Origin of the sequence: Streptomyces canarius (genome assembly GCF_014650735.1) — a bacterium.
Lineage (GTDB): Bacteria > Actinomycetota > Actinomycetes > Streptomycetales > Streptomycetaceae > Streptomyces > Streptomyces olivaceoviridis.
This window is the reverse complement of the sequence record NZ_BMVN01000010.1, coordinates 168,519-189,798: the sequence shown is the minus strand read 5'-3', so window position 1 is coordinate 189,798 and position 21,280 is coordinate 168,519. Positions and strand designations below refer to the sequence as shown.

General features: G+C 73.2%; 19 protein-coding genes and 1 pseudogene. 12 read left to right on the top strand and 8 right to left on the bottom strand.

The annotated features are described in order from the left end of the window. The 4 genes from pgi to IE294_RS17275 all read left to right on the top strand — a co-directional run bounded on the left by pgi (position 1) and on the right by IE294_RS17275 (position 4,751). Positions 1-1,689: a glucose-6-phosphate isomerase gene (pgi, locus tag IE294_RS17290; protein ID WP_189886966.1), complete on the top strand. Its 1,689-nt coding sequence runs from the start codon at positions 1-3 to the stop codon at positions 1,687-1,689. 2 nt (positions 1,690-1,691) lie between these two features. Next, entirely contained in the window at positions 1,692-2,570 is an 879-nt protein-coding gene (gene gnd, locus IE294_RS17285) for a phosphogluconate dehydrogenase (NAD(+)-dependent, decarboxylating) (RefSeq protein WP_189886964.1), read from the top strand. Positions 2,571-2,576: 6 nt separating this feature from the next. Next, complete coding sequence (locus IE294_RS17280; RefSeq protein WP_189886962.1) at positions 2,577-3,164, top strand: histidine phosphatase family protein; 588 nt, start codon at positions 2,577-2,579, stop codon at positions 3,162-3,164. Between the two features lie 123 nt (positions 3,165-3,287). Further along, the gene (locus IE294_RS17275; protein ID WP_189887106.1) at positions 3,288-4,751 is read left to right on the top strand and encodes a membrane-associated oxidoreductase; all 1,464 of its coding nucleotides are present in this window, start codon (positions 3,288-3,290) and stop codon (positions 4,749-4,751) included. Here the strand turns inward: IE294_RS17275 and IE294_RS17270 are convergent. Further along, positions 4,738-6,528: a bifunctional sugar phosphate isomerase/epimerase/4-hydroxyphenylpyruvate dioxygenase family protein gene (locus IE294_RS17270; RefSeq protein WP_189886960.1), complete on the bottom strand. Its 1,791-nt coding sequence runs from the start codon at positions 6,526-6,528 to the stop codon at positions 4,738-4,740. The two genes, IE294_RS17275 and IE294_RS17270, sit on opposite strands and share 14 nt — an antisense overlap. A 145-nt stretch (positions 6,529-6,673) precedes the next feature. Beyond that, positions 6,674-7,558 carry a shikimate dehydrogenase gene (locus IE294_RS17265; protein ID WP_189886958.1) on the bottom strand — a complete coding sequence of 295 codons (885 nt, stop codon included), beginning with the start codon at positions 7,556-7,558 and terminating at the stop codon, positions 6,674-6,676. Positions 7,559-7,722: 164 nt separating this feature from the next. Here IE294_RS17265 and IE294_RS17260 point away from each other — a divergent pair, with 164 nt between their 5' ends. Both IE294_RS17260 and IE294_RS17255 read left to right on the top strand, forming a co-directional pair. Further along, positions 7,723-8,388 carry a TetR/AcrR family transcriptional regulator gene (locus IE294_RS17260; protein ID WP_189886956.1) on the top strand — a complete coding sequence of 222 codons (666 nt, stop codon included), beginning with the start codon at positions 7,723-7,725 and terminating at the stop codon, positions 8,386-8,388. Between the two features lie 228 nt (positions 8,389-8,616). Then, positions 8,617-9,981 (top strand): MFS transporter, encoded by a 1,365-nt coding sequence (locus IE294_RS17255; RefSeq protein ID WP_189886954.1) that lies wholly within the window; start codon positions 8,617-8,619, stop codon positions 9,979-9,981. A 441-nt stretch (positions 9,982-10,422) separates the two neighbouring features. Here the strand turns inward: IE294_RS17255 and IE294_RS17250 are convergent, their stop codons facing one another. Continuing rightward, entirely contained in the window at positions 10,423-11,343 is a 921-nt protein-coding gene (locus IE294_RS17250; RefSeq protein WP_189886952.1) for a LysR family transcriptional regulator, read from the bottom strand. A 102-nt stretch (positions 11,344-11,445) separates the two neighbouring features. Between IE294_RS17250 and IE294_RS17245 the strand changes: the two genes are divergently transcribed. Further along, the gene (locus tag IE294_RS17245) at positions 11,446-11,937 is read left to right on the top strand and encodes a GNAT family N-acetyltransferase (RefSeq protein WP_189886950.1); all 492 of its coding nucleotides are present in this window, start codon (positions 11,446-11,448) and stop codon (positions 11,935-11,937) included. Between the two features lie 157 nt (positions 11,938-12,094). Further along, positions 12,095-12,267: pseudogene (locus tag IE294_RS17240) on the top strand (IS5/IS1182 family transposase); the annotation flags it as partial. Between the two features lie 24 nt (positions 12,268-12,291). On the opposite strand, the gene IE294_RS17235 reads toward IE294_RS17240, so the two are convergent. Continuing rightward, positions 12,292-12,882, bottom strand: coding sequence for a TetR/AcrR family transcriptional regulator (locus IE294_RS17235; RefSeq protein ID WP_189886948.1), 591 nt, complete (start codon positions 12,880-12,882; stop codon positions 12,292-12,294). A gap of 102 nt (positions 12,883-12,984) precedes the next feature. Here IE294_RS17235 and IE294_RS17230 point away from each other — a divergent pair, with 102 nt between their 5' ends. Next, a complete protein-coding gene (locus IE294_RS17230) occupies positions 12,985-13,863 on the top strand; it encodes an NAD(P)-dependent oxidoreductase (protein ID WP_189886946.1) in 879 nt (292 codons plus the stop codon). Positions 13,864-13,960: 97 nt separating this feature from the next. Here the strand turns inward: IE294_RS17230 and IE294_RS17225 are convergent, their stop codons facing one another. Next, complete coding sequence (locus IE294_RS17225; protein WP_189886944.1) at positions 13,961-14,398, bottom strand: PPOX class F420-dependent oxidoreductase; 438 nt, start codon at positions 14,396-14,398, stop codon at positions 13,961-13,963. A 90-nt stretch (positions 14,399-14,488) separates the two neighbouring features. On the opposite strand from IE294_RS17225, the gene IE294_RS17220 reads away from it, so the two are divergent. The 3 genes from IE294_RS17220 (at position 14,489) to IE294_RS17210 (ending at position 17,838) form a co-directional block, all read left to right on the top strand. Then, positions 14,489-15,073, top strand: coding sequence for a TetR/AcrR family transcriptional regulator (locus IE294_RS17220; RefSeq protein WP_189886942.1), 585 nt, complete (start codon positions 14,489-14,491; stop codon positions 15,071-15,073). Then, positions 15,070-16,410, top strand: a complete 1,341-nt coding sequence (locus IE294_RS17215; protein ID WP_189886941.1) for an MFS transporter — start codon at positions 15,070-15,072, stop codon at positions 16,408-16,410. Before IE294_RS17220 ends, IE294_RS17215 begins: the two co-directional genes overlap by 4 nt. Before the next feature lie 204 nt (positions 16,411-16,614). Further along, on the top strand, positions 16,615-17,838 hold the full coding sequence (locus IE294_RS17210; RefSeq protein WP_189886939.1) for a serine hydrolase domain-containing protein: 1,224 nt from the start codon (positions 16,615-16,617) through the stop codon (positions 17,836-17,838). Between the two features lie 12 nt (positions 17,839-17,850). Here IE294_RS17210 and IE294_RS17205 read toward each other — a convergent pair whose 3' ends face one another. The 3 genes from IE294_RS17205 to IE294_RS17195 are packed head-to-tail and all read right to left on the bottom strand — an operon-like array spanning position 17,851 to position 21,205. Continuing rightward, positions 17,851-19,008, bottom strand: a complete 1,158-nt coding sequence (locus tag IE294_RS17205; RefSeq protein WP_189886936.1) for a saccharopine dehydrogenase C-terminal domain-containing protein — start codon at positions 19,006-19,008, stop codon at positions 17,851-17,853. Next, complete coding sequence (locus tag IE294_RS17200; RefSeq protein ID WP_189886934.1) at positions 19,005-20,063, bottom strand: saccharopine dehydrogenase; 1,059 nt, start codon at positions 20,061-20,063, stop codon at positions 19,005-19,007. Before IE294_RS17200 ends, IE294_RS17205 begins: the two co-directional genes overlap by 4 nt. Beyond that, on the bottom strand, positions 20,060-21,205 hold the full coding sequence (locus IE294_RS17195; RefSeq protein ID WP_189886933.1) for an NAD(P)/FAD-dependent oxidoreductase: 1,146 nt from the start codon (positions 21,203-21,205) through the stop codon (positions 20,060-20,062). Before IE294_RS17195 ends, IE294_RS17200 begins: the two co-directional genes overlap by 4 nt. Positions 21,206-21,280: the final 75 nt, after the last annotated feature.

Genomic DNA, 21,280 nt, shown 5'->3' with positions numbered 1-21,280 from the left:
ATGGCCGAGTACCCGAAGCTCACCCACCGGCCCGAGTGGACGGCCCTCGCCGACCACCGCGCCCAGGGCCAGCCGCGCCTGCGCGAGCTGTTCGCGGCCGACCCCGGCCGCGCCGAGCGGTACGTCGTGCGGGTCGGCGACCTGCACATCGACTACAGCAAGCAGCTGATCACCGACGAGACCCTGGCGCTGCTCCAGGAACTCGCCACCGCCACCGGCGTGTTCGCGCTGCGGGACGCCATGTTCCGCGGCGAGAAGATCAACCTGACCGAGCGGCGGGCCGTGCTGCACACCGCGCTGCGCGCCTCGCGGGACGCGGTGGTCGAGGTCGACGGCGAGAACGTCGTGCCGAAGGTGCACGCCGTGCTCGACAAGATGGCCGGCTTCGCCGAGCGGGTCCGCTCCGGCGAGTGGACCGGCCACACCGGCCGGCGCATCAAGAACGTCGTCAACATCGGCATCGGCGGTTCCGACCTCGGCCCCGCGATGGCCTACGAGGCCCTGCGCCCGTACACCGCACGGGAGTTGACGTTCCGGTTCGTGTCGAACGTGGACGGCTCCGACCTGCACGAGGCCACCCGCGACCTGGACCCGGCCGAGACGCTGTTCATCGTGGCGTCCAAGACGTTCACCACGATCGAGACGATCACCAACGCCACCTCCGCCCGCTCCTGGCTGCTGAACGGCCTGGACGATGGGGGCACCTCCCGTTCGAGCGAATTCGAGAACGGGGGAGACAAGGCCGTGGCCAAGCACTTCGTGGCGCTGTCCACGAACGCGGAGAAGGTCACCGAGTTCGGCATCGACCCGGACAACATGTTCGAGTTCTGGGACTGGGTCGGCGGCCGGTACTCCTACGACTCCGCCATCGGCCTCTCCCTGATGATCGCCATCGGACCGGACCGCTTCCGCGAGATGCTGGACGGCTTCCGGATCGTCGACGACCACTTCCGCACCGCGCCCGCCGAGGCCAACGCGCCGCTGCTGCTGGGCCTGCTGGGCATCTGGTACGACAACTTCTTCGACGCCCAGACCCACGCGGTGCTGCCGTACTCGCACTACCTGTCGAAGTTCACCGCGTACCTCCAGCAGCTGGACATGGAGTCCAACGGCAAGTCGGTGCAGCGCGACGGCAAGCCGGTGGAGTGGCAGACCGGCCCGGTCGTCTGGGGCACGCCCGGCACCAACGGGCAGCACGCCTACTACCAGTTGATCCACCAGGGCACCAAGCTGATCCCGGCCGACTTCATCGGCTTCGCCCGGCCGGTCGCGGAGCTGAGCGAGGAACTGAAGGCCCAGCACGACCTGTTGATGGCCAACTTCTTCGCCCAGACCCAGGCGCTCGCCTTCGGCAAGACCGCCGAGGAGGTCCGCGCGGAGGGCGTGGCCGAGGAGCAGGTCGCGCACCGCACCTTCCGCGGCGACCACCCGACCACCACGATCCTCAGCCCCGAGCTGACCCCGTCGGTGCTCGGCCAGCTGATCGCCCTCTACGAGCACAAGGTGTTCGTCCAGGGCGCGGTGTGGAACATCGACTCCTTCGACCAGTGGGGCGTGGAGCTGGGCAAGGTCCTCGCCAAGCGCGTCGAACCGGCCCTCACCGAAGGCGCGGACGTGCCGGGTCTCGACCCGTCCACCACGGCCCTCGTCGCCGCCTACCGCACTCTCAAGAACGCATCGGAGAACTGATCATGCAGCTCGGTCTCATCGGTCTCGGCAAGATGGGCGGCAACATGCGCGAGCGGATCCGCCGCGCCGGCCACACCGTCATCGGCTACGACCGCAACCCTGAGGTCTCCGACGTCAAGAGCCTCGCCGAACTGGTCGAGAAGCTCGAGGCGCCCCGCCAGGTGTGGGTGATGGTCCCGGCCGGCACGGCCACCCAGACCGTCGTCGACGAACTCGGCGACCTGCTGTCCCCCGGCGACACGGTGATCGACGGCGGCAACTCCCGCTGGACGGACGACGAGAAGCACGCCGCCGCGCTCGGCATCAAGGGCATCGGCTTCGTCGACGCCGGTGTCTCCGGCGGTGTGTGGGGCCTGGAGAACGGCTACGCGCTCATGGTCGGCGGCGACAAGGAGAACGTGGACCGGCTCCAGCCGATCTTCGACGCGCTCAAGCCGGAGGGCCCGTACGGCTACGTCCACGCGGGCCGGGTCGGCGCCGGGCACTTCTCCAAGATGGTCCACAACGGCATCGAGTACGCCATGATGCAGGCCTACGCCGAGGGCTGGGAGCTGCTGGAGAAGGTGCACTCCGTGGAGAACGTCCGCGAGGTGTTCCGTTCCTGGCAGGAGGGCACGGTCATCCGTTCCTGGCTGCTGGACCTCGCGGTCAACGCCCTGGACGAGGACGAGCACCTGGAGAAGCTGCGCGGCTACGCGGAGGACTCCGGCGAGGGCCGCTGGACCGTCGAGGCGGCCATCGACAACGCCGTACCGCTGCCCGCGATCACGGCGTCGCTGTTCGCCCGGTTCGCCTCGCGGCAGGACGACTCCCCGCAGATGAAGATGATCGCCGCGCTGCGCAACCAGTTCGGCGGCCACGCGGTCGAGAAGAAGGACTGACCTGCCGTGGGGGACCTCCTTCTGGTCCGCCACGGTGAGACGGAGTGGAGCCTGTCGGGACAGCACACCAGCTGGACCGACCTGCCCCTCACGGAGCACGGCGAGGAACAGGCCAAGTCCCTCGCCCCGCTTCTCACCGGCCGGACCTACGCCCTGGCGCTGGCCAGCCCGCTGAGCCGCGCCCTGCGCACCGCCGAACTGGCGGGCATACCCGGGGTCGTGCCCGACCCCGACCTGCACGAGTGGGACTACGGTGGCTACGAGGGCATCACCACCGTCGACATCCACCGTGCCCGGCCCGACTGGGACCTGTGGACCGACGGCGTGCCGCCCGGCCCCGAGGGACACCCGGGCGAGTCGCCGGAGGAGATCGGCGCCCGCGCCGACCGGGTCCTGGCCCGGCTGTCCCCGGCCCTGGCCGAGGGGGACGTGGTCCTCGTCGCCCACGCCCACTTCCTGCGGGTCCTCACCGCCCGCCGGCTGGGCCTGCCGCCCGCCGAGGGACGGCTGTTCCAGCTCGCCACGGGCACGGTCAGCCGTCTGTCGACGGAACACGACCGCCCGGTGATCACGGAGTGGAACGTCCGGCCGTAGCCGCGGCGCACAGCCGTGTGCCCCCGGTCCGCCGACAGCGGCGCACCGGGGCACACCCCGTTCAACGCCCCGGCGGTCCGGGCGGATTGACAGGTGCCTGCCCCTCGGGTGAGAGTCCCGCTGGTGGAGATCGACGATCTGACGGCGGCCGAGGAACGGGTGTGGCGGGCCTTTCCGCGCGGGGAGCCCGTGGACTTCCGTCAGTCGCCCGGCGAGGACCCCGCCGACGGGGCCGGCTGGGGCGCCGAACGGACCGTGCGGGCCCGGGTGCTGCGGGCACTGCTCCTCGGCGGCCCGCGGCAGGACGGGGAGACGGCCGCGCTCAGTCTCGCGGGCGCCCGGATCACGGGCCGACTGGACGTGCAGTACGCCACCATCGACCATCCGGTGCGGCTGCGGCACTGCCACTTCGACGAGGCCCCGCGGTGCCACGCCGCCCGGCTGCGCGAGCTCAACCTCAGCGAGTCCGTCCTGCCCGGACTCGTCGCCCATGCCGTGCAGGTCGACGGTGTCGTGCGGCTGACCCGCGCCCGGTGCACGGGGATCGTGCGGCTGGCCGGCGCCCGGATCGCCGGCAGCCTGTACCTGGAGGGCGCCGAGGTGGCCGCGCCGGACGCCGGGGAGCCGGTGCTCCAGCTCAACCAGGCCGCGGTCGGCGCCGACCTGTGGGCGCCGGGGCTGCGCGTCCACGGGCAGACACGGCTGAGCGGCGCCACCGTCGCCGGGTCGGTCAACCTCGGCGAGGCGCGGCTCGGCAACCCCGGGCACGCCGCGCTGGAGGCGGAGACCTTCACCGTCGGCGGCGACCTGCTGGTGCGGCACGCGCAGGTGCGCGGCTCGGTGGGCCTGCGCGGCGCCCGCATCGCCGGGCGGCTCGATCTGTCGTACACCTGCCTGTCCCATCCGGAGGGTTCGGCGCTGCGGGCCAGCAGCTCGACCATCGGCGAGCTGTGGCTGCGCAAGGGGCCGCCCATGGACGGCGCCCTCAATCTGCGCCGCGCGCAGATCGACGTCCTGTTCCTGGAACCGGAGTCGGCGCCCGGCGAGGTGCTCCTCAACCACCTGTCGTACACCTCCCTCGTCCCGCACGAGCCCGCCGAGCGCCGCCTGCCCATGCTGGAACGGGACCGCGACGGCTACATCCCGCACGCGTACGAGCAGCTGACGACCGCCTACCGGCGCGTCGGCGACGACCACGCGGCCCGGCTGGTGCAGCTCGCCAAGCAGCGCCGGCACCGCCACACCCTCCCCTGGTACGGCCGGCTGTGGGGCCTGGTCCAGGACGTCACCGTGGGCTACGGCTTCCGGCCGCTGCGCGCCGCCGGCTGGCTGCTGTCACTGCTCGCGCTCGGTTCCGTCGCCTTCGCGCTGCACCACCCGCAGCCGCTGAAGGCGGACGAGGCACCGCCGTTCCAACCGGTGTTCTACACGCTCGACCTGCTGCTGCCGGTGATCTCCTTCGGGCAGGACTCCGCCTTCGCACCGCGCGGCGGCTATCAGGTGCTCGCCTACGTCCTCGTCCTCACCGGCTGGATCCTGGCGACGACGGTGATCGCCGGCGTCACCCGCGCGGTCAGCCGCCAGTGAAGCCGCGCACCGCGTGCTGGGCCGCCAGCCGCACCGGCGCGTTCACGGCGCCGTACCCCTGGTAGCCCGGATCACGCTGGACCAGCTCGAAGAAGACGCGGCCGACGGTCTCGGTGTAGCAGTGCCGGAAGGCGCCGCCCGCCTCGCGGTCGTAGAGGATGCCGAGGTCGCGGTACGCCTCCAGCTCCCCGTCGGCGAACTCGTACCGGGCGGCGAGGTCGTCGTGGTAGTTGGCCGGTACCGGCAGCAGCCGTCCGCCCGCCGCGCGGAAGGCACGGGCGGCGGCCACCACGTCGTCCACGGCGAGCGCGATGTGCGCCGCGTGCACGGTGTCGTCACCGGGGGCCGCGCCGACCGCGAGGGCGATCCGGACGCTGCCGTCGGCATTGGTGACGGCACGGCTGCGCAGGAGCCCGTAGGGGTCGGCGAGGTCGACGCTCTCCTGTGCGTGCAGGCCGAGGACGCTGCGGTGGAAGAGCGTCGCCTCGTCGAAGTGGTGCCAGGGCTGGGCGAGCGCGAGGTGGTCGATGCGGGAGACGGAGTCCGCTGCCTCCGCCAGATCCTCGAAGTCGGCGCGCCAGTCGGGGAGTCCGGGGTGTCCGGTGGCGCAGAAGAAGAGTTCCGTGCCGTCGGGTGCGGCCACCGCGTCGAGCGGGACGTCCTCGGGGGCACGGCGCCGGGGCAGCACCGGGGCCAGCAGGTCCTCCGCTCGGCGGGCCGCGCCGGCCGGGTCCGGGGACTCCAGGCCGATCGCGGTCAGCCGGGTACCCGCCCGGCGGGCGGCGGGGCCGGTGTTGACCAGGACCCGGGCGGTGCCGCGCTGCCACAGGTCGACGGGTTTGCCGCGGTGCCGGGCGGCCCGGGTGAAGCCGAGGGCGCCGAGCAGGGCGGTGACGGGTTCGGCGTCCGGGGTGAGGAGTTCGGCGAAGGCGACGCCGGTCGGGACGACGGGCGCGGGCAGCTCGGCCACGCCGACGGCCTCCTGGAGGAGCAGCAGGGAGCGGTGGGCGTCGACGGCGGTGGGACCGGCGTCGGCCTGCCGGAAGACGTCGTTGAAGACCTCCAGGGAGAGCGGACCGCAGTAGCCGGTGCGCAGCACGTGGGTGAGGAGGCCCGGCAGGTCGAAGCCGCCCTGGCCGGGGAAGCAGCGGTAGTGGCGGCTCCACTGGAGGACGTCCATTGCGAGCAGCGGGGCGTCCGCCAGCTGGAGGAAGAAGATCTTCTCACCGGGGATGTCCTCGATGCCCTTGGGGTCGCTGCCCCGGGACAGGATGTGGAAGCTGTCCAGGCAGGTGCCGAGGGCCGGGTGCCCGGCGGCCTCGACGACGCGCCAGGCGTGGTCGTACGTACTGACGTGCCGCCCCCAGGCGAGCGCCTCGTACGCCACCCGGATGCCGGACTCGTCCGCCAGGTCGGCGAGCCGGCTCAGCTGCTCGGCGGCGAGGGCGTCGTCGTCCAGGGCGTCCGGGGAGACGCTGGAGCAGACGAGGACGGTGTCGGCGCCGAGCCGCCGCATCAACTCGAACTTGTGCCGGGCACGGCGGAGATTGCGCGCGAAGACCTCGTCCGGCACGGCCTCGATGTCCCGCATCGGCTGGTAGAGGTCGATGGCCAGACCGAGGTCGGCGCAGCGGGCCCGGACCTCCTCGGGCGAGAGGGGGCTGGCGAGGAGGTCGTTCTCGAAGATCTCCACGCCGTCGAACCCGGCGCGGGAGGCGGCGGTGAGCTTCTCGGTGAGGGGGCCGCTGAGGGAGACGGTGGCGATGGAGGTGTGCACGGGGGACTCCTTGGGATTTCACGGTGCCTGTGCCGTTCCCCGGGGGGTGCGGGGCTGTGTTCACGCGGGCGGACCGGCGACGGGCGCGGACCCTCACCTGTGGCCCCGCCTCGTGGGCGCGACCGCTACGACGGGCCCGCGGCCGTCAGCCGGCAGCGCTCCCCGAGCGCTCGGCCCCGGCCAGTTCCTCGATGTCGGCCAGCATCCGCGCACTGTCCGGCTCCCGCCCGGTGAACAGCCGAAACGCGTCCGCGGCCTGGAAGACGGCCATCCCGCCGCCGCCCAGCACGGCGCAGCCGGCCGTCCGGGCGGCCCGCACCAGTTCCGTCTCCAGCGGCCGGTACACCACTTCGGCGACCCACAGCCCGGGCCTCAGCCACTCCGCCGGCAACGGCAGACCGGGGTGGGCGGCCATGCCGGTGGGCGTGGCGTGCACGAGGCCGTCGGCATCGCGCAGTGACGCCTCCAGCCGGTCCGCCGTCGCCGTCCCCGCCCGGTCGAGGCCGAAGTGCCGCTGGAGGGAGGCCGCCAGGGCGGCGGCCCGGTCGGGCAGGGCGTCCACGACGGTGACCCGGCCGGCGCCGAGGGTGAGGACGGCGTGCGCGACGGCCGCGCCGGCGCCGCCCGCGCCGAGCTGGACGACCCGTTCCATGGGGGCGTCCGGCAGACCGCGGGCGAAGGAGGCGGCGAAGCCGGTGACGTCGGTGTTGTGCCCGACGGTCCGGCCGCCGTCGAAGACGACGGTGTTGACCGCGCCGAGCGCCTCGGCCCGTGGGTCGAGCGCGTCCAGGTGCGGCAGGACGAGCTGCTTGCAGGGGTGGGTGATGTTGAGCCCGTCGAAGCCGAGGTCGCGGGCGGCGCGGACCAGGTCGCCGACCGCCTCCGGCGGCACGCCGAGGACGTCGGTGTCGAGGAGCCGGTACAGGTACCGCAGGCCCTGCCGGTCCGCCTCCCGGTGGTGCAGGGCCGGGCTGAGCGAGGGGCCGATCCCGGCCCCGATCAGCCCGACGAGATACGAGTCCTTGGCCACGCGGGACCTCCCGAGGCGAAGCTAATGTACGAACCAGTACGTTAGCTATATCAGCCGCACGGATGGTGCGGAAGACCCCCGCCGTGAGCCCGAGCCCTGCTTCTACAATCACCGGCACGCGAACGAGCGCGCCGCCCCGGCGCCTCACGGCCCGAAGGACAGCGATGACCAGCGTCGACGAACCGGTACGACCCGGCGGGCGGGTGCGCGACGCCGCCCGCACCAAGGCCGAGATCCTCGACGTGGCCACGCAGGAGTTCGCCCGGGCCGGCTACGACGGCGCCCGCGTGGACGAGATCGCCGCCCGCACCCGCACCACGAAGCGGATGATCTACTACTACTTCGGCGGCAAGGAGCAGCTGTTCACGGCCGTGCTGGAGCGGGCGTACGGGGTGATCCGGGAGGCCGAGCAGCAGCTGGACGTGGACCACCTGGACCCGGTGGCCGCGATCCGGCGGCTGGCCGAGCTGACCTTCGACCACCACGAGCGGCACCCGGACTTCATCCGGCTGGTCAGCATCGAGAACATCCACGGCGCCGAGCACATCGCGGCCTCCGAGAAGCTCGGCCGGATCGGCTCCCCGGCACTGGACGTGATCCGCCGCATCCTCGCCGCGGGGCAGGAGTCCGGGCTGTTCACGGCCGACGTGGACGCGGTCGACCTGCACGCGATGATCAGCTCGTTCTGCTTCTTCCGGGTCGCCAACCGGCACACGTTCGGCGCCCTGTTCGGCCGGGACCTGGTGGACCCGGCGCAGCGGGAGCACTACCGGACCATGCTCGGTGACATGGTGATCGCCTACCTGACGGCGGAGCGGACGGCCGGCTGACGGTTTCGCGGACGGCCGGCCGACGGTTTCGCGGGCGGCCTCCCGGGACCGGGGACGCGCGAACTCTTGACAGCGGGGAAACGCGGGCGCAACATCCCACCCAACCACGACTAACTACCCAGTGGGTTAATTAGCCGCCGCGATCCGGCCCTCGCCCCGCTCATCCCCCTCCCCCTCCCCCTCCCCCTCCCCCGCGCAGGGTGGAGTCCTCCCCGAAGGAGCACCGCCGTGTCCGTCCCCGCCCCCGCTCCCGCCCCCGGCCCCGCGGCCCCGCCCGGCCAGCCGTGGAAGGCGGCCATGGCCGCCTGGATCGGCAGCGCGCTGGAGTACTACGACTTCTTCCTCTACGGCAGCGCCGCCGCCCTGATCTTCCCGAAGGTGTTCTTCGACGCCTCCGACCCGGCGACCGCGACCCTGCTCTCGCTCGCCACCTTCGGCGTCGCCTACGCGGCCCGGCCGCTCGGGGCGCTGGTCCTCGGGCACGTCGGCGACCGGCTCGGCCGCAAGAAGATCATGGTGTTCACGCTCATGCTGATGGGTGTGTCGACGTTCCTGATCGGCTGTCTGCCCACCCGCGCCCAGGTCGGCACGCTCGCGCCCGTCCTGCTGGTGCTGTGCCGCGTCCTGCAAGGCGTCTCGGCGGCCGGCGAACAGGCGAGCGCCGGCTCGATGAGTCTGGAGCACGCGCCACCGGACCGGCGCGGCTTCTTCACCAGTTTCACGCTCAGCGGCACCCAGGGCGGCCAGCTCATCGCCACCCTCGTCTTCATCCCGGTCGCCCAACTGCCCGAGGAGCAACTGCTGTCGTGGGGCTGGCGGGTGCCGTTCTGGCTGAGCGTGGCCGTCGCCGTCGTCGGCTGGGCCGTCCGGCGCCGGCTGCACGAGACCCCGGCCTTCGCCCGGCAGGCGGCGGACGGGGGCGTGGCCCGGCTGCCGCTCGCGGTGCTGCTGCGCGAGCACTGGGCGGATGTGCTGCGGGTGATCGCGGGCGCGCTCATCGCGTCGGTCAGCACGGTCTTCACGGTGTGGGCGCTGACGTACGCCACGAGCGACGCGGTCGGCATGTCCCGTACCGCGATGCTGTGGGTGGGCGCGCTGGCCAACCTGGTGGCGCTCGGCGCGATCCCGTTGTGGGCGACGCTGTCGGACCGGATCGGGCGCCGGCCGGTGTACCTGATCGGCGCGGTCGGCAGCGCGGTGGCGATGACGGGTTATCTGTGGGCGATCTCCACCGGCTCCTATCCGCTGACGCTGCTGCTCGGCGTCGTGGCCTTCGGCATCGTCTACAGCGCGGCGAACGGCGTGTGGCCCGCCTTCTACGGCGAGATGTTCGCGACCCGGGTCCGGCTGTCCGGCCTCGCGGTCGGCACGCAGACCGGGTTCGCCGTGGCCGGGTTCGCGGTCACCTTCGCCGCCGAGATCGCCGGTCCGGGCGGCGACGACTGGGCGGCGGTGGCCCTGTTCACGGCGGCACTGTGCGTCCCGCCGGCGCTCGCCGCGCTCACCGCCCGCGAGACGCACCGGGTACCGACGGAACTGCTCGGCGAGCGCGCGACACGCGAGGCGTCCCGCCGGGAGCGGGTTCCGGCCTGACACCCGGGGTGCCGGGCGAGAGGACCTCGCCGGAGGCACGCCGGGGTGACCACGGCCTACGGCCACAGGCCAGCGAAGGGACCGCGGGGAAGGCACGCCGGGGGGACCAGAGTCCTACGGCCACAGGCCAGGCGAAGGGATCGCGGGAAAGGCACGCCAGGAGGCCAGGTGCCCACACGAAACGGCCACGCCGGAGGCACACCGGGGTGGCCGGGCGCCCACGGCCACCGGCCAGGCGACACGGCCGCGCGGAAGGCACACCGGGGCGGCCAGACGTCCACGGCCACAGGCCAGGGGCTTGGAAGCTGCGCGGACAGGGGCGTGTCACGGTGGTCGGCTTGAGCTGTTGTCCCAGCGGTGGGTGCTCCAGGTGCGGCGGATGAGGCTACGCGCGGTACGCCTTCAAGTGGCCTTTGCACTTGGAGGTGCTCGCTCAGCAGGTCAATGTGTTCTCGTCGTCCGGTCGTGGCCGCGACCTGTCACGGACTCAGATGCTGCTATGAAGGCTTGTACGAGGGGACGGTTGTCTCCTCGGCGGGTGGCCATGAAGATCCGGCTCGCTGTGGGAGGCCCGTCGAGTTCGAGACGTTGGGCGCCTGGGGGGAGCAGCGTCGTGACGCTGTAGGGGGCGATGGTGACGCCAAGGCCGGCGGCGACGAACATGATGATGGTGTGCCAGTTCGAGCACTCCTGCGCGACCTGGACGTCGATACCGGCATCCCGCAGTGGCTGCGTGTTGAGGTCGAACGCTTGAGCTCCTGCTGTACGCGGGAACAGGATCAGCGGGTCAGCGGCCAGCGCCGTTGCTTCCACATGGTCACCCCGTGCGGCGGGGTGCTCGGTGGGGATGACGGCGACAAACCGTTCCGTCGTCAGCAGGGAAAGGTCGATGCCGTCTCGCTCCTCAGCGTCCCGCACGATCCCGACGTCGGCTGTGCCCCGCTCCAGGGCCGCCAGGACATCGACAGTGAAGCCGTCGTGCAGCTTGATCTGGACGTCTGGGCGGCGGCGTGAGAATTCACGGAGCCGTTCGCTGACGATCGCGGTGGCGGAGGTGATGAAGGCGACATCCAGGCGGCCGGCCTCGCCTCGCCCGACACGGCCGGCCTCGTCGAGGTCGGCCGCCAGACGGCCCAGAAGGTCGCTCGCCCGTGGCTGGAACGCCGCTCCCGCCTCTGTGAGGCGGACGCTTCGGGAGGTCCGCCGGAACAGCTCCACCCCGACAGCCTTCTCGAGCTGCCTGATCTGCTGGGACAGGGCCGGCTGGGCAATGTTCAGCCGCTGGGCGGCACGGCCGAAGTGGAGTTCCTCGGCTACAGCCAGGAAGTACCGCAGATGGCGGAGTTCGATTCGCTGATCCATAGCTCAAACTTATCGATAGAGGCTACTGGCTGTATTGGACATATGGGTGAGTGGGGCCGGAGGCTGCTAGCGGGAAGCTGCACCGGAAAGGAAACCTGCCTCATGCCGTACACCTCTGCCCCGACCGTGGTCTCCTCGATCGCCTCACAGAGTGATGCCGACGCGTTCCGCGCGTTGAACGAGGAGTGGATCTCGCGCCTGTTCACCCTTCAGGAACAGGACCGGGCGGTTCTCGGAGATCCGTTCGGCCGCATCGTGGGCCAGGGCGGCGACGTGCTCCTGGCACGCGAGCCGGGCAGCGGCACCGTCGTCGGATGCGTCGCGCTTCTGGCCTACCCGGGAGCCGTGTTCGAGCTGGCGAAGATGGCCGTGGCCCCGGCCGCGCAGGGACGCGGCATCGGCCGCCAGCTCATAGCCGCAGCGATCGACCGCGCCCAGGCACTCGGTGGGGCTCGGCTGTTTCTCGGCACGAACAGCAAGCTGGCTGCCGCCATCCACCTCTACGAGGAAGCCGGGTTTGTCAGGATCACCCGCGACCGTCTCCCGGTGACCGACTATTACGCCCGCGCCGACACCCTCATGGAACTGAAGTGACGCCGCGGCCCAGAGCCCGAAGTCTGCCTCGCCACGGCTGTCTTCACCAGCATGTCGGTTCCTCCACCGCCCGCAGCACGCGATACCTGCCAAGTCGTGGCCGGACCATCCGGGCGGCTACCTCGACGACACCCCGCACGGGTCGACCGCACTTGCTCACGCCTGGCAAAACGCCTTTCACCGCCTCGCCCGCTGCTACGAGCGGCACGTCACCGTCATCGACGCGTTCTTCGACCTCGCCGACACGATCATCACCGTGCGTAGCCTGAACCGACGGGCGTGGACGACTCGACTCACCGCTGGAACGAACGCCCGAACCGCCGACCATGACCACACGCCTATCCGGGCGGCCTCCTAGACGCCCGTGGCGGCGTCGAGCAGGGGGCCCAGTTCCTGCACGACCGTCGTGAGAGGCCGCACGTCCTGCTCCGCGCGCGCCATCAGGATCGCCCCCTCCAACGCGCTGATCATGAGGGTGGCCAGGGACTCGGCGCTGGACGGGGGGACGCCCATGCGGGTCAGCGCCTCGGCGACCGGGCCCCGCCAGGTCGCGAACGCGGTGGCCGCCGCCTCCCGGGTCGAGTCGCCGGACGTGGCGCAGTCGACGGTGGCGGCGGCGACCGGGCATCCCGCCGCGAAGCCGTCCGCCGCGTACTCGTCGGCCCACTGCGCGGCCATCGCCGCGAACAGGCCGCTCGGCGTCGGCCGGTCGAGTCCCGCGAGGAAGCGGTCGACCCTCTTGCCCGCGTACCGGCCGGCCCACGCGACCGCCTCGTTGACCAGCTGTTCCTTACCCCCGGGGAAGTAGTGCTGGAGGGAGCCGCGCGGTGCGTCCGCGTGCGCGGCGACCTCGCGCATGCCGGTCGCGGTGACCCCCTGCCGCCGGATGAGCTGGGCCGCGCTGAACACCATCCGCTCCCGCGGTCCGCGCCGCGCCTGCGTCATCGTCGACCTCCGTTCCTCCGCCGCCACTCTATGACCGGCGTCATAGCGGCGGCTACTATGACCGCTGTCATAGTCGACCCGCGGCGCGGAGGGCGGCCAGCCATGCACGTCGGATTCATCGGTCTGGGAGTGATGGGGCGGCCCATGGCCCTGCGCCTGGCGTCGGCCGGCACCCCCCTGCTGGTCTGGAACCGGACCCCGGAGCGGGCGGAGCCGCTGCGCGTGGCCGGTGCCGAGGTCGCCGCGGACGCCGGCGAGGTGTTCGCGCGGGCCGAGGTGGTACTGCTGATGCTCGCCGACGAGGCGGCGACGGACGCGGTCCTCGGCCGGGGCACGCCGGAACTGGCCGCGCGGGTCGCGGGCCGGACCGTCGTCCACATGGGCACGACCTCGCCGGAGTACTCCCACGCCCTGGAGACCGAGATCCGCGCCGCCGGCGGCCGGTACGTCGAGGCGCCCGTCTCCGGGTCCCGGGTGCCGGCGGAGCAGGGTCAGCTCGTGGCCATGCTCGCCGGGGAGGAGGCCGCCGTGGCCGCCGTACGGCCGCTGCTCGCGCCGGTGTGCCGGGAGGCGTTCGCGTGCGGGGCGGTGCCGGGTGCGCTGCTGATGAAGCTGGCGGTGAACCTCTTCCTGATCACCCAGGTGACCGGGCTGACCGAGGCGTTCCACTTCGCCGAGCGGCAGGGCCTGGACCGCCGGCTGTTCCTGGACGTCCTGGACGCGGGCCCGATGGCCAGCGCGGTGTCCCGGATGAAGGCGCCCAAGCTGCGCGAGCGGGACTTCGCGGTGCAGGCGGCGGCGCTGGACGTGCTCAAGAACAACCGGCTGATCGCCGAGGCCGCCCGCAAGGCCGCTCTCGCCTCGCCGCTCCTCGACGTCTGCCACACCCTGTTCGAGGAGACGGTGGCGCAGGGGTACGGCGGCGAGGACATGGTCGCCGTGCTGCGGGCGATCGAGGCGCGGACCGCCGAGGCGCCGTGAACGGGCGACCGGGGGTGGGCCCGTTCTGCGCGGCGCGGTGAGCGGGCGGCCGTGGGTCAGCCCTTCGCGGCGCCGTGAGCGGGCGGCCCGGTGCGGGTCAGCCCTTCGGGATGCCGTACGCCCGCTCGACGCGCAGCCGCACCACCAGGCGGCGGTCGCGGACCATCGCGGCCCGGTAGTCGTCCCAGTCCGGGTGCTCGCCGAGGACGTCCCGGTAGAGCCGGACCAGCTCCTCGACGGTCTCGTCGTGCGGGCCGGCGGCGACCGGTGTCAGCTCGGCGGTGCCCTCGGCGACGGTGTACGCCCAGCGGTCGTCGCTGGTGACGTGGTACGAGGCGCGGGGGTCCCGGCGGAGGTTGCGGGTCTTGGCGCGGTCGTCGGTGACCGAGATCCGGATGATCCCCTCCTCGGGGTAGTAGGCGTGACTGACGTTGGACAGCTGGGGGCGGCAGTCGCGCCTGAGGGTGACCAGTACGCCGGCGTGTCCTGCGGAGAGGAGACCGAGCAGCGCGTCCTGCGAGGAGTCCTGAGTCATACCAGGGTCAACTCGCGGCGGCTCCCCGTGCATTCCCCGGCCGAAGGTGAGCAGTAGACAGTGTCTACGCACGCCTGGTAGACACTGTCCATGACCGACTCCGACGCGGGCCTGCGGGCCCGGCTGGTGGACGTGGGCGTGGAGCTGCTGGCCGCCGAGGGCCCGCAGGCGCTGACCCTGCGGGAGATCGCCCGGCGCGCGGGCGTGTCGCACGGGGCGCCGCGCCGCTACTTCCCCACCCACCTGGAACTGCTCTCCGCCATCGCCCGGCGGGGCTTCACCGAGCTGGGCGAGCGGGCACACGCGACGCTGGCACAGGAGCCCGGAGGGCCACGCGCCCAGGTGGCGGCGCTGGCGCGGACGTACCTGGAGTTCGCGCTGGAGCGACCGGGCATGTACGAGCTGATGTTCCGTCACGATCTGCTGGAGAGCGGCCACCTGGGGCTGCGGGACACGAGCCTTCCGCTCTTCACCCTGCTGGCGCGGCTGATCGGCGACGCGAACCCCGGTGCCGACGCCCGGCGGGTGGCGGGTGCCCTGTGGGCGAACCTGCACGGAACGGCGCAGCTGTGGCGCTGGCGCAGTCTCCAACTGGCCCTCGGCGAGGAGGACTTCGGCCCGCTGCTTGACACTGTCCTCACCGCGTACCTGGGCGCCACCGGGGACGGCCGGTGAACCGGCCCTGGACGCTGGCGAGCAGCGTGGCGGGCGCGGTGGTCGTCGCGCTGGACGGTACGGTCCTCACCGTCGCGCAGCCCAGTCTGCAACGGGAGTTGCACGCGTCGTTCGCCGAGGTGCAGTGGACCAGCACCGCATACCTCGTCGCGGTCGCGAGCCTGCTGGTGTTCGCGGGGCGGCTCGGTGACCGGTACGGGCAGCGGCGGGTGTTCGGGCTCGGCATGCTGGGCTTCGCCGCCGCCTCGGCCGGCATCGGCCTCGCGCCCGGGGCGGGGTGGGTGATCGGACTGCGGGCGGTGCAGGGTGTGTTCGGGGCGTTGGCGCAGCCGGCCACACTGGGCATGCTGCGGGCCGCCTATCCGCCGGACCGGCTCGCGTCGCCGCTGGCCGTGCGGACCGCCGCGATCGGGCTGGCGGCGGCAGCGGGACCGCTGGTGGGCGGGGCGCTGGTGACCGGCCTCGGCTGGCGGGCGGTGTTCTTCGTCAGCGTGCCGACCGCGCTCGCCTTCGGCCTGCCCGCCCTGCTCCGCCCGGAGCGGCGCCCGGCACCCGCCCGGACCCCGCTGGACCTGCCCGGGGCCGTCCTGCTCGCGGTGACCCTGGCCGGCCTGGTGTACGCGGTCACGGCCCGGCCGGTCTCCGGGGCGGGCCTCGCCCTGTCCGTGGTGACGGCGGCCGTGCTCGTCCGGCACGAGCGGCGTACGGCGAGCCCGCTGCTGCCGCCCGAGGTGATCGGCTCGCGTGCGGTGGGGGCGGCGCTCGGCATCCTGGTCGCCGTCTCCGCGTCGCTGTTCGGCACGCTGTTCGTCGCCACGTACGTCCTCCAGCGCCACCTCGGCCTCGACCCGTTCGACAGCGCCCTGCGCAGCCTGCCGCTGGCCGTGTTCATGGTGGTCTCGGCCTCTCTGTGCCCCGCGCTGCTGCGCCGGTGCGGTGCGCGGGCGACGACGGCGGGGGCGACGGCGGTGCTCGCGCTCGGCGTCCTCGTGCTGTCCGGGGCCACCGGAACGCCCGCGCTCGGGTGCGGGTTCGCGCTGCTGGGCGCCGGGTTCGGCACGGTGATGGTGGCGGCCACGCAGGTGATCGTGCGGCGGGCGGAGGTGACGGTGGCCGGGGTCGCGGGCGGGTTGCAGCAGACCGCGCTGAACGTCGGTCCCGCCGTGGGCGTGGCCTGCGCGACCGCGCTGCTGAGTACGGGCACCGGTCCGACCCTGCTCGCCCTGGCGGCCCTGACCGCCCTCGCCCTGCCCGCGACCCACGCCCTGCCCGCCCGCGCACACCCCACCCCGCCGGCAGCGACCACGCCCCCGATCGCACACACCCCGCACCCCTGAGAAGGGCCCCGCGCCCCGCCCCCGTCGCGCGCCCCGCCCGCCGGCCGGCTCCCCCGGCTCCCCCGGCTCCCCACGACGTCGAATCGATCACACCCACCCCGGATGGACCCGTCCCGACCAGGGGTCCTGCGCGACGATGAGAGGTGGGTGCGGGCCCGCGCGGGAGTCGGGCCGCATCGGCGACGACGCGACCGGAGGAGAGCGATGGGACTGCTGCGACAGGACGTGGAGCCGGCGGAGGCGGGGCTGGACGCCGAGGCGCTGGACCGTCTGGACCGGCACTTCGCCCAGCACGTCGACGCGGGACGCCTGCCCGGCTGTCTGGTGGCCGTGGCCCGCGGCGGCCGGGTCGCGCATCTGACCACGTACGGCCTGCGGGACGTGGCCGCCGGGCGGCCGGTCGAGCCGGACACGCTGTGGCGGATCTACTCGATGACCAAGCCGGTCACCGCGGTCGCGGTGCTGCTGCTGGCGCAGGAGGGCCGGCTGTCCCTGGACGACCCGCTGGACCGTCATCTGCCCGCCTTCGCCGACCCCCGTGTGTACGTGGGGGGTTCGGGCGCCGGCGTGCGCACGCGCCCGGCCGCCGGTCCGATCCTGATCCGGCATCTGCTCACCCACACCGCGGGCCTGACCTTCGGCTTCTACCACCGCCACCCGGTGGACGCGCTCTACCGCGAGGCGGGCCTGGAGTACTCGGTGCCGCCGGGCAAGGACCTCGCGGAGACCGTCGAGGTCTACGCGCGCATGCCGTTGCAGTTCGACCCGGGCACCCAGTGGAACTACTCGGTCGCCTCCAACGTGCTGGGCCGGGTGATCGAGGTGGTCTCGGGGCAGCCGCTGGACGCGTTCTTCGCCGAGCGGATCCTCGGCCCGCTCGGCATGACCGACACCGGCTTCCACATCTCGCCCGAACAGGCGGACAGGCTCGCCGAGTTGTACGGCGAGACCGACGAGGGCGGGATCGAACCGGTGCCGGGCCTGCCGGTGCGCGGCCGGCCGCGGTTCCTGTCCGGCAGCGGCGGCCTGGTCTCCTCCGCGTACGACTTCCACCGGTTCATGGAGCTGCTGCGCCGGGGCGGCGAGCTGGACGGCGTACGGCTGCTGGCCCCCGAGACGCTCGCCCTGATGACCCGCAACCAGTTGCCGGGCGGAGCCGCCATCCGCTCCTTCGGCGCCCCGGTCCACCGGGAACCGGGCATGGACGGCCTCGGCTTCGGCTTCAACGTCTCCGTCGTCACCGACCCGGCCCGCACCCTGGCCCCGTCCCACCTGGGCACGTACGGCTGGACGGGCGTGGCCACCACCGCGTTCTGGGTCGACCCGGCCCACGACCTGACCGTGCAGTTCATGAGTCAGGTGCGCCCGAAGAAGCTGAAGGTCTTCCCCGAGCTGCGGCGGCTGGTGCACGCGGCGGTGACGGACTGACCCGGCGGCCGGCTACTGGCCCAGGGTCAGGGTGAACTCCAGCCCGTCGTCGGCGAGTTCGGCCAGCCAGCGGTCCGCGCGCTGGGCGGTTCCCGCCGCCCGGTGCAGTCCGGCCCGCAGGCTGCCGTCCAGGATGTGCCGGACGCCGAGGGCGAGCGGGCGGGAGACGCACCGGGCCATCGCGGACTCCTCGGCGTCCCCGGTCAGGTCGAGCAGGTAGGCGCCGGTCCAGGGCCGTCCCTCGCCCGGGTCGACCGTGAGGGAGACGGAGAGCACCACCCGGTCGCGGTCGGCGTCCGTGGTCGGGTGGGCCGCCGCCAACCGCCGTGCCAGCGCGGCGATCCGCTCGTCGTCGCCCGTCGTCAGCTCCTCGAAGACCGGCTCCCACGCCTTCAGCCAGCCGTCCAGCCGGAGGGTGCCCCGGACGAAGGTGCGCGGGGTCCAGGCGGCGGGCAGGCCGTACTGGGCGACGAAGGGGACGCTGTCGCGGTTGGGGTAGGCCTCGAAGGTCTCGCCGTCCAGGACGAGCGGGCGGGTCGCCTCCCAGGGCCGGTCGGCCGTGACCTCGGCGCCGTCCTCCAGGTACCGCGCGGGCGAGCGCAGGGCGCCCAGCACGCCGAGCGGCGCCCAGCTGAAGCGGTAGCGGAAGTCGTTCGGCACGGCCGGGACGCCGCCGCAGTACGAGGTGAGCCGGTAGGAGGCCGGGGTGTGCTCGCCGACGCGCGCCCGGGCCCGGCCGATGAGGCTGTGCGCGAAGAGGTGGTCGACGCCCGGGTCCAGGCCGGTCTCGGTGAGCACGACCAGGCCCGCCGCCCGCGCCGCCTCCGCGTGCGCCGACAGCTCCGGCGACACATAGCTGGAGCAGGCGAAGTGCGCCCGCGCCCGCACGCAGACGGCCAGCAGCCCGGCGTGCTCCGGCGCCGGCAGCATCGACACCACGACGTCGCCGGGCTCCAGCGCGGCGGCGAGGGCGGCCGGGGCGGTGAGGGCGCGGGGCTCGGCCCGTCCGGTCAGGCCGAGGCCGGCCAGCGCCTCGGCCGCGCGGTCCTCGGTGCGGTGCCACAGCAGGACCCGGCCGGCCGTACGGCACAGCCCGGCGAGCCCGCTGCCGGTGGACAGTCCGGCGCCGACCCAGTGGACGGTTCCGCTCGCCGGGACACGGTCGGTCATGAGCGTGACTCCCCCTCCTCGATGCCGAGTTCACGGCAGGTCTGGTGGAACCGGTCGAGACAGCGGCCCCAGGCACCGCCGGGGCCGAAGGCGAGCAGCTGCGGCAGCAGGGCCGCCGAGAAGTCGGTGCTGGACTCCCGGGGCAGCAGCGACGGCAGGTTGTCGATGGCGATCAGGTCCAGCGGCGGCTCCTCCCGCAGCCTGCGCACGGGCTCGGCCCAGTCCGTCGTACGGTCGTAGACCGGCAGGACGTTGAACGGGGAGCCGACGTCACAGGTGACGTCGCACAGGGTGCGCAGCCTGCGGGCCGGGGAGTGCAAGTCCTCCTCGCGCAGGAACGGCGGGACCAGGGTGGTGGCGAGGACCGCGTTCACCATCACGTCGTGCCCGAGCAGGGCCCGCCGGTCCAGGTCGCGGGTCTCCGCCAGGTCCCAGCGGGTCACCTCGACGCCCGCCGTGCGGAAGGCCGTCGACGCGCCCCGCCCGCTGCGCCCGAGGGCGCCGATCACCAGCGCCGTGAACTCGGTGTCCCCGGGCGCCTGGCGCAGTACGGCGTCCAGGTCGTCCTTCGTCGTGGGGGTCAGCGGTGCCGTCAGCCGGTCCCGGTGCCGGAGCACGGCGAGCGCGGCGCCCAGGTATCCCGCCCAGTAACCGAAGGCGGCGAGCCGGCGGCCCGCTTCGTCCACCAGGTACTCCAGGTCCAGCAGTGCCCCGCCGCCGGCCGCGAACCGGCGCAGCAGCCCGGTGGCGCCCGGCTGCTGTTTGTAGGCGTGCCCGAAGAAGATGTGCCGGTGGACCAACTCGTCCGGTTCGTCGGGGAGTTCCTTCAGGCCGAGGATCACGGTGTCGCGGGGTGCCGCCATCCAGGAGCCCGCTGGTGCGCGGCGGCAGCCGGCCGCCTCGTACTCCTCGGTGGGGAAGATCCGCTGCGGGGACTCCTCGACGGTCAGTGCGACCCCGCTGTCGACCAGCCGGCGGGCGTCGGCGGGGACGACGGGCGTGCGCCGTTCGGTCGTACGGGGCTCGTGGCGCAGCCACAGGTGGAGCTCGGTCATACCAGGTTGGCCTCCGGGCGCGGGGCGTCGGCCGCGAACCGGCCGGCGCTCAGGGGGCTGATGTCCAGGAAGGGTACGCGGCCGAGGTACAGGTCGCGGATCACCTCGCCGACGGCCGGGCCCTGGAGGAAGCCGTGCCCGGAGAAGCCGGTGGCGTACAGGAACCGGGACACTTCCGGGGCCTCGCCGATCAGGGCGTTGTGGTCGGGGGTGTTCTCGTACAGGCCCGCCCAGCCGCCCGTGCGGGGTGCGTCGAGCAGGGCGGGGGCGCGCTGCCGCATCGCCTCGGCGAGTCGCGGGATCCACCGGTCGTGGGTGTCGGTGGCGAAGCCGGGCCGCTCGTCCGGGTCGGACATGCCGAGCAGCAGGCCGGGGCCCTCGCGGTGGAAGTACAGGCTGGTGGTGAAGTCGATGGTCATGGGCAGCGTGGGCGGCAGGCCCGGCACCGGTCCGGTGACGGCGATCTGCCGGCGCAGCGGCCGTACCGGCAGCTCCACGCCCACCATGGCGCCGACCGCGCGCGACCAGGCGCCGGCCGCGCAGATCACCGTGCCGGTCTCGATCCGGCCGAGGGTCGTAGCGACCGCGGTGACGGTGTCGCCGCGCAGTTCGATGCCGGTGACCTCGGTGTGGCGCAGGATGCGGGCGCCGTGAGCGCGGGCGGCGGTCGCGTAGCCGTGGACGACGGCCTCCGGGGTGCAGTGGCCGTCGTCCGGGGAGTACGCGGCGGCCAGCAGGCCGTCGGTGCGGATCAGCGGGGAGAGGCGGCGGGCCTCCTCGGGGGTGAGCAGGCGGCTGGGCACCCCGAGGGAGTTCTGAAGCCGCACGCCCGCCTCGAAGGCGGCCACCTGTCCGGGCGTGGAGAGGAGGAACAGATAGCCGACCCGGTGCAGCCCTATGTCCTGCCCGACCTCCGCCGCGAACCGGCCGAACGCCTCCAGGCTGCGCGCCCCCAGCCGGATGTTCAGCTCGTCGGAGAACTGCGCCCGCACTCCGCCCGCGGCCTTCGAGGTGGAGCCGGCGGCGAGTTCGTCCCGTTCGACGAGGACGACGTCCCGTACTCCGGCCCGCACCAGGTGCCAGGCGATGCTCGTGCCCATCACCCCGCCGCCGACGATGACCACCTCGGCCCGAAGGTCCACGCCGCCTCCTTCACCGCGCCGCACGCCCGTCGCCTGATCCTTTCCGGAACCCGGCCCGTCGAACCGGCGACCGGG

What these genes read in the sequence shown, in the direction of transcription:
- IE294_RS17230 (WP_189886946.1), top strand. Translation starts at nt 12,985, where the DNA reads ATGCACGTCGGATTCATCGGTCTGGGAGTGATGGGGCGGCCCATGGCC.
- IE294_RS17250 (WP_189886952.1), bottom strand. Translation starts at nt 11,343, where the DNA reads ATGGATCAGCGAATCGAACTCCGCCATCTGCGGTACTTCCTGGCTGTA.
- IE294_RS17225 (WP_189886944.1), bottom strand. Translation starts at nt 14,398, where the DNA reads ATGACTCAGGACTCCTCGCAGGACGCGCTGCTCGGTCTCCTCTCCGCA.
- IE294_RS17220 (WP_189886942.1), top strand. Translation starts at nt 14,489, where the DNA reads ATGACCGACTCCGACGCGGGCCTGCGGGCCCGGCTGGTGGACGTGGGC.
- pgi (WP_189886966.1), top strand. Translation starts at nt 1, where the DNA reads ATGGCCGAGTACCCGAAGCTCACCCACCGGCCCGAGTGGACGGCCCTC.
- IE294_RS17200 (WP_189886934.1), bottom strand. Translation starts at nt 20,063, where the DNA reads ATGACCGAGCTCCACCTGTGGCTGCGCCACGAGCCCCGTACGACCGAA.
- IE294_RS17210 (WP_189886939.1), top strand. Translation starts at nt 16,615, where the DNA reads ATGGGACTGCTGCGACAGGACGTGGAGCCGGCGGAGGCGGGGCTGGAC.
- IE294_RS17260 (WP_189886956.1), top strand. Translation starts at nt 7,723, where the DNA reads ATGACCAGCGTCGACGAACCGGTACGACCCGGCGGGCGGGTGCGCGAC.
- IE294_RS17235 (WP_189886948.1), bottom strand. Translation starts at nt 12,882, where the DNA reads ATGACGCAGGCGCGGCGCGGACCGCGGGAGCGGATGGTGTTCAGCGCG.
- gnd (WP_189886964.1), top strand. Translation starts at nt 1,692, where the DNA reads ATGCAGCTCGGTCTCATCGGTCTCGGCAAGATGGGCGGCAACATGCGC.
- IE294_RS17245 (WP_189886950.1), top strand. Translation starts at nt 11,446, where the DNA reads ATGCCGTACACCTCTGCCCCGACCGTGGTCTCCTCGATCGCCTCACAG.
- IE294_RS17205 (WP_189886936.1), bottom strand. Translation starts at nt 19,008, where the DNA reads ATGACCGACCGTGTCCCGGCGAGCGGAACCGTCCACTGGGTCGGCGCC.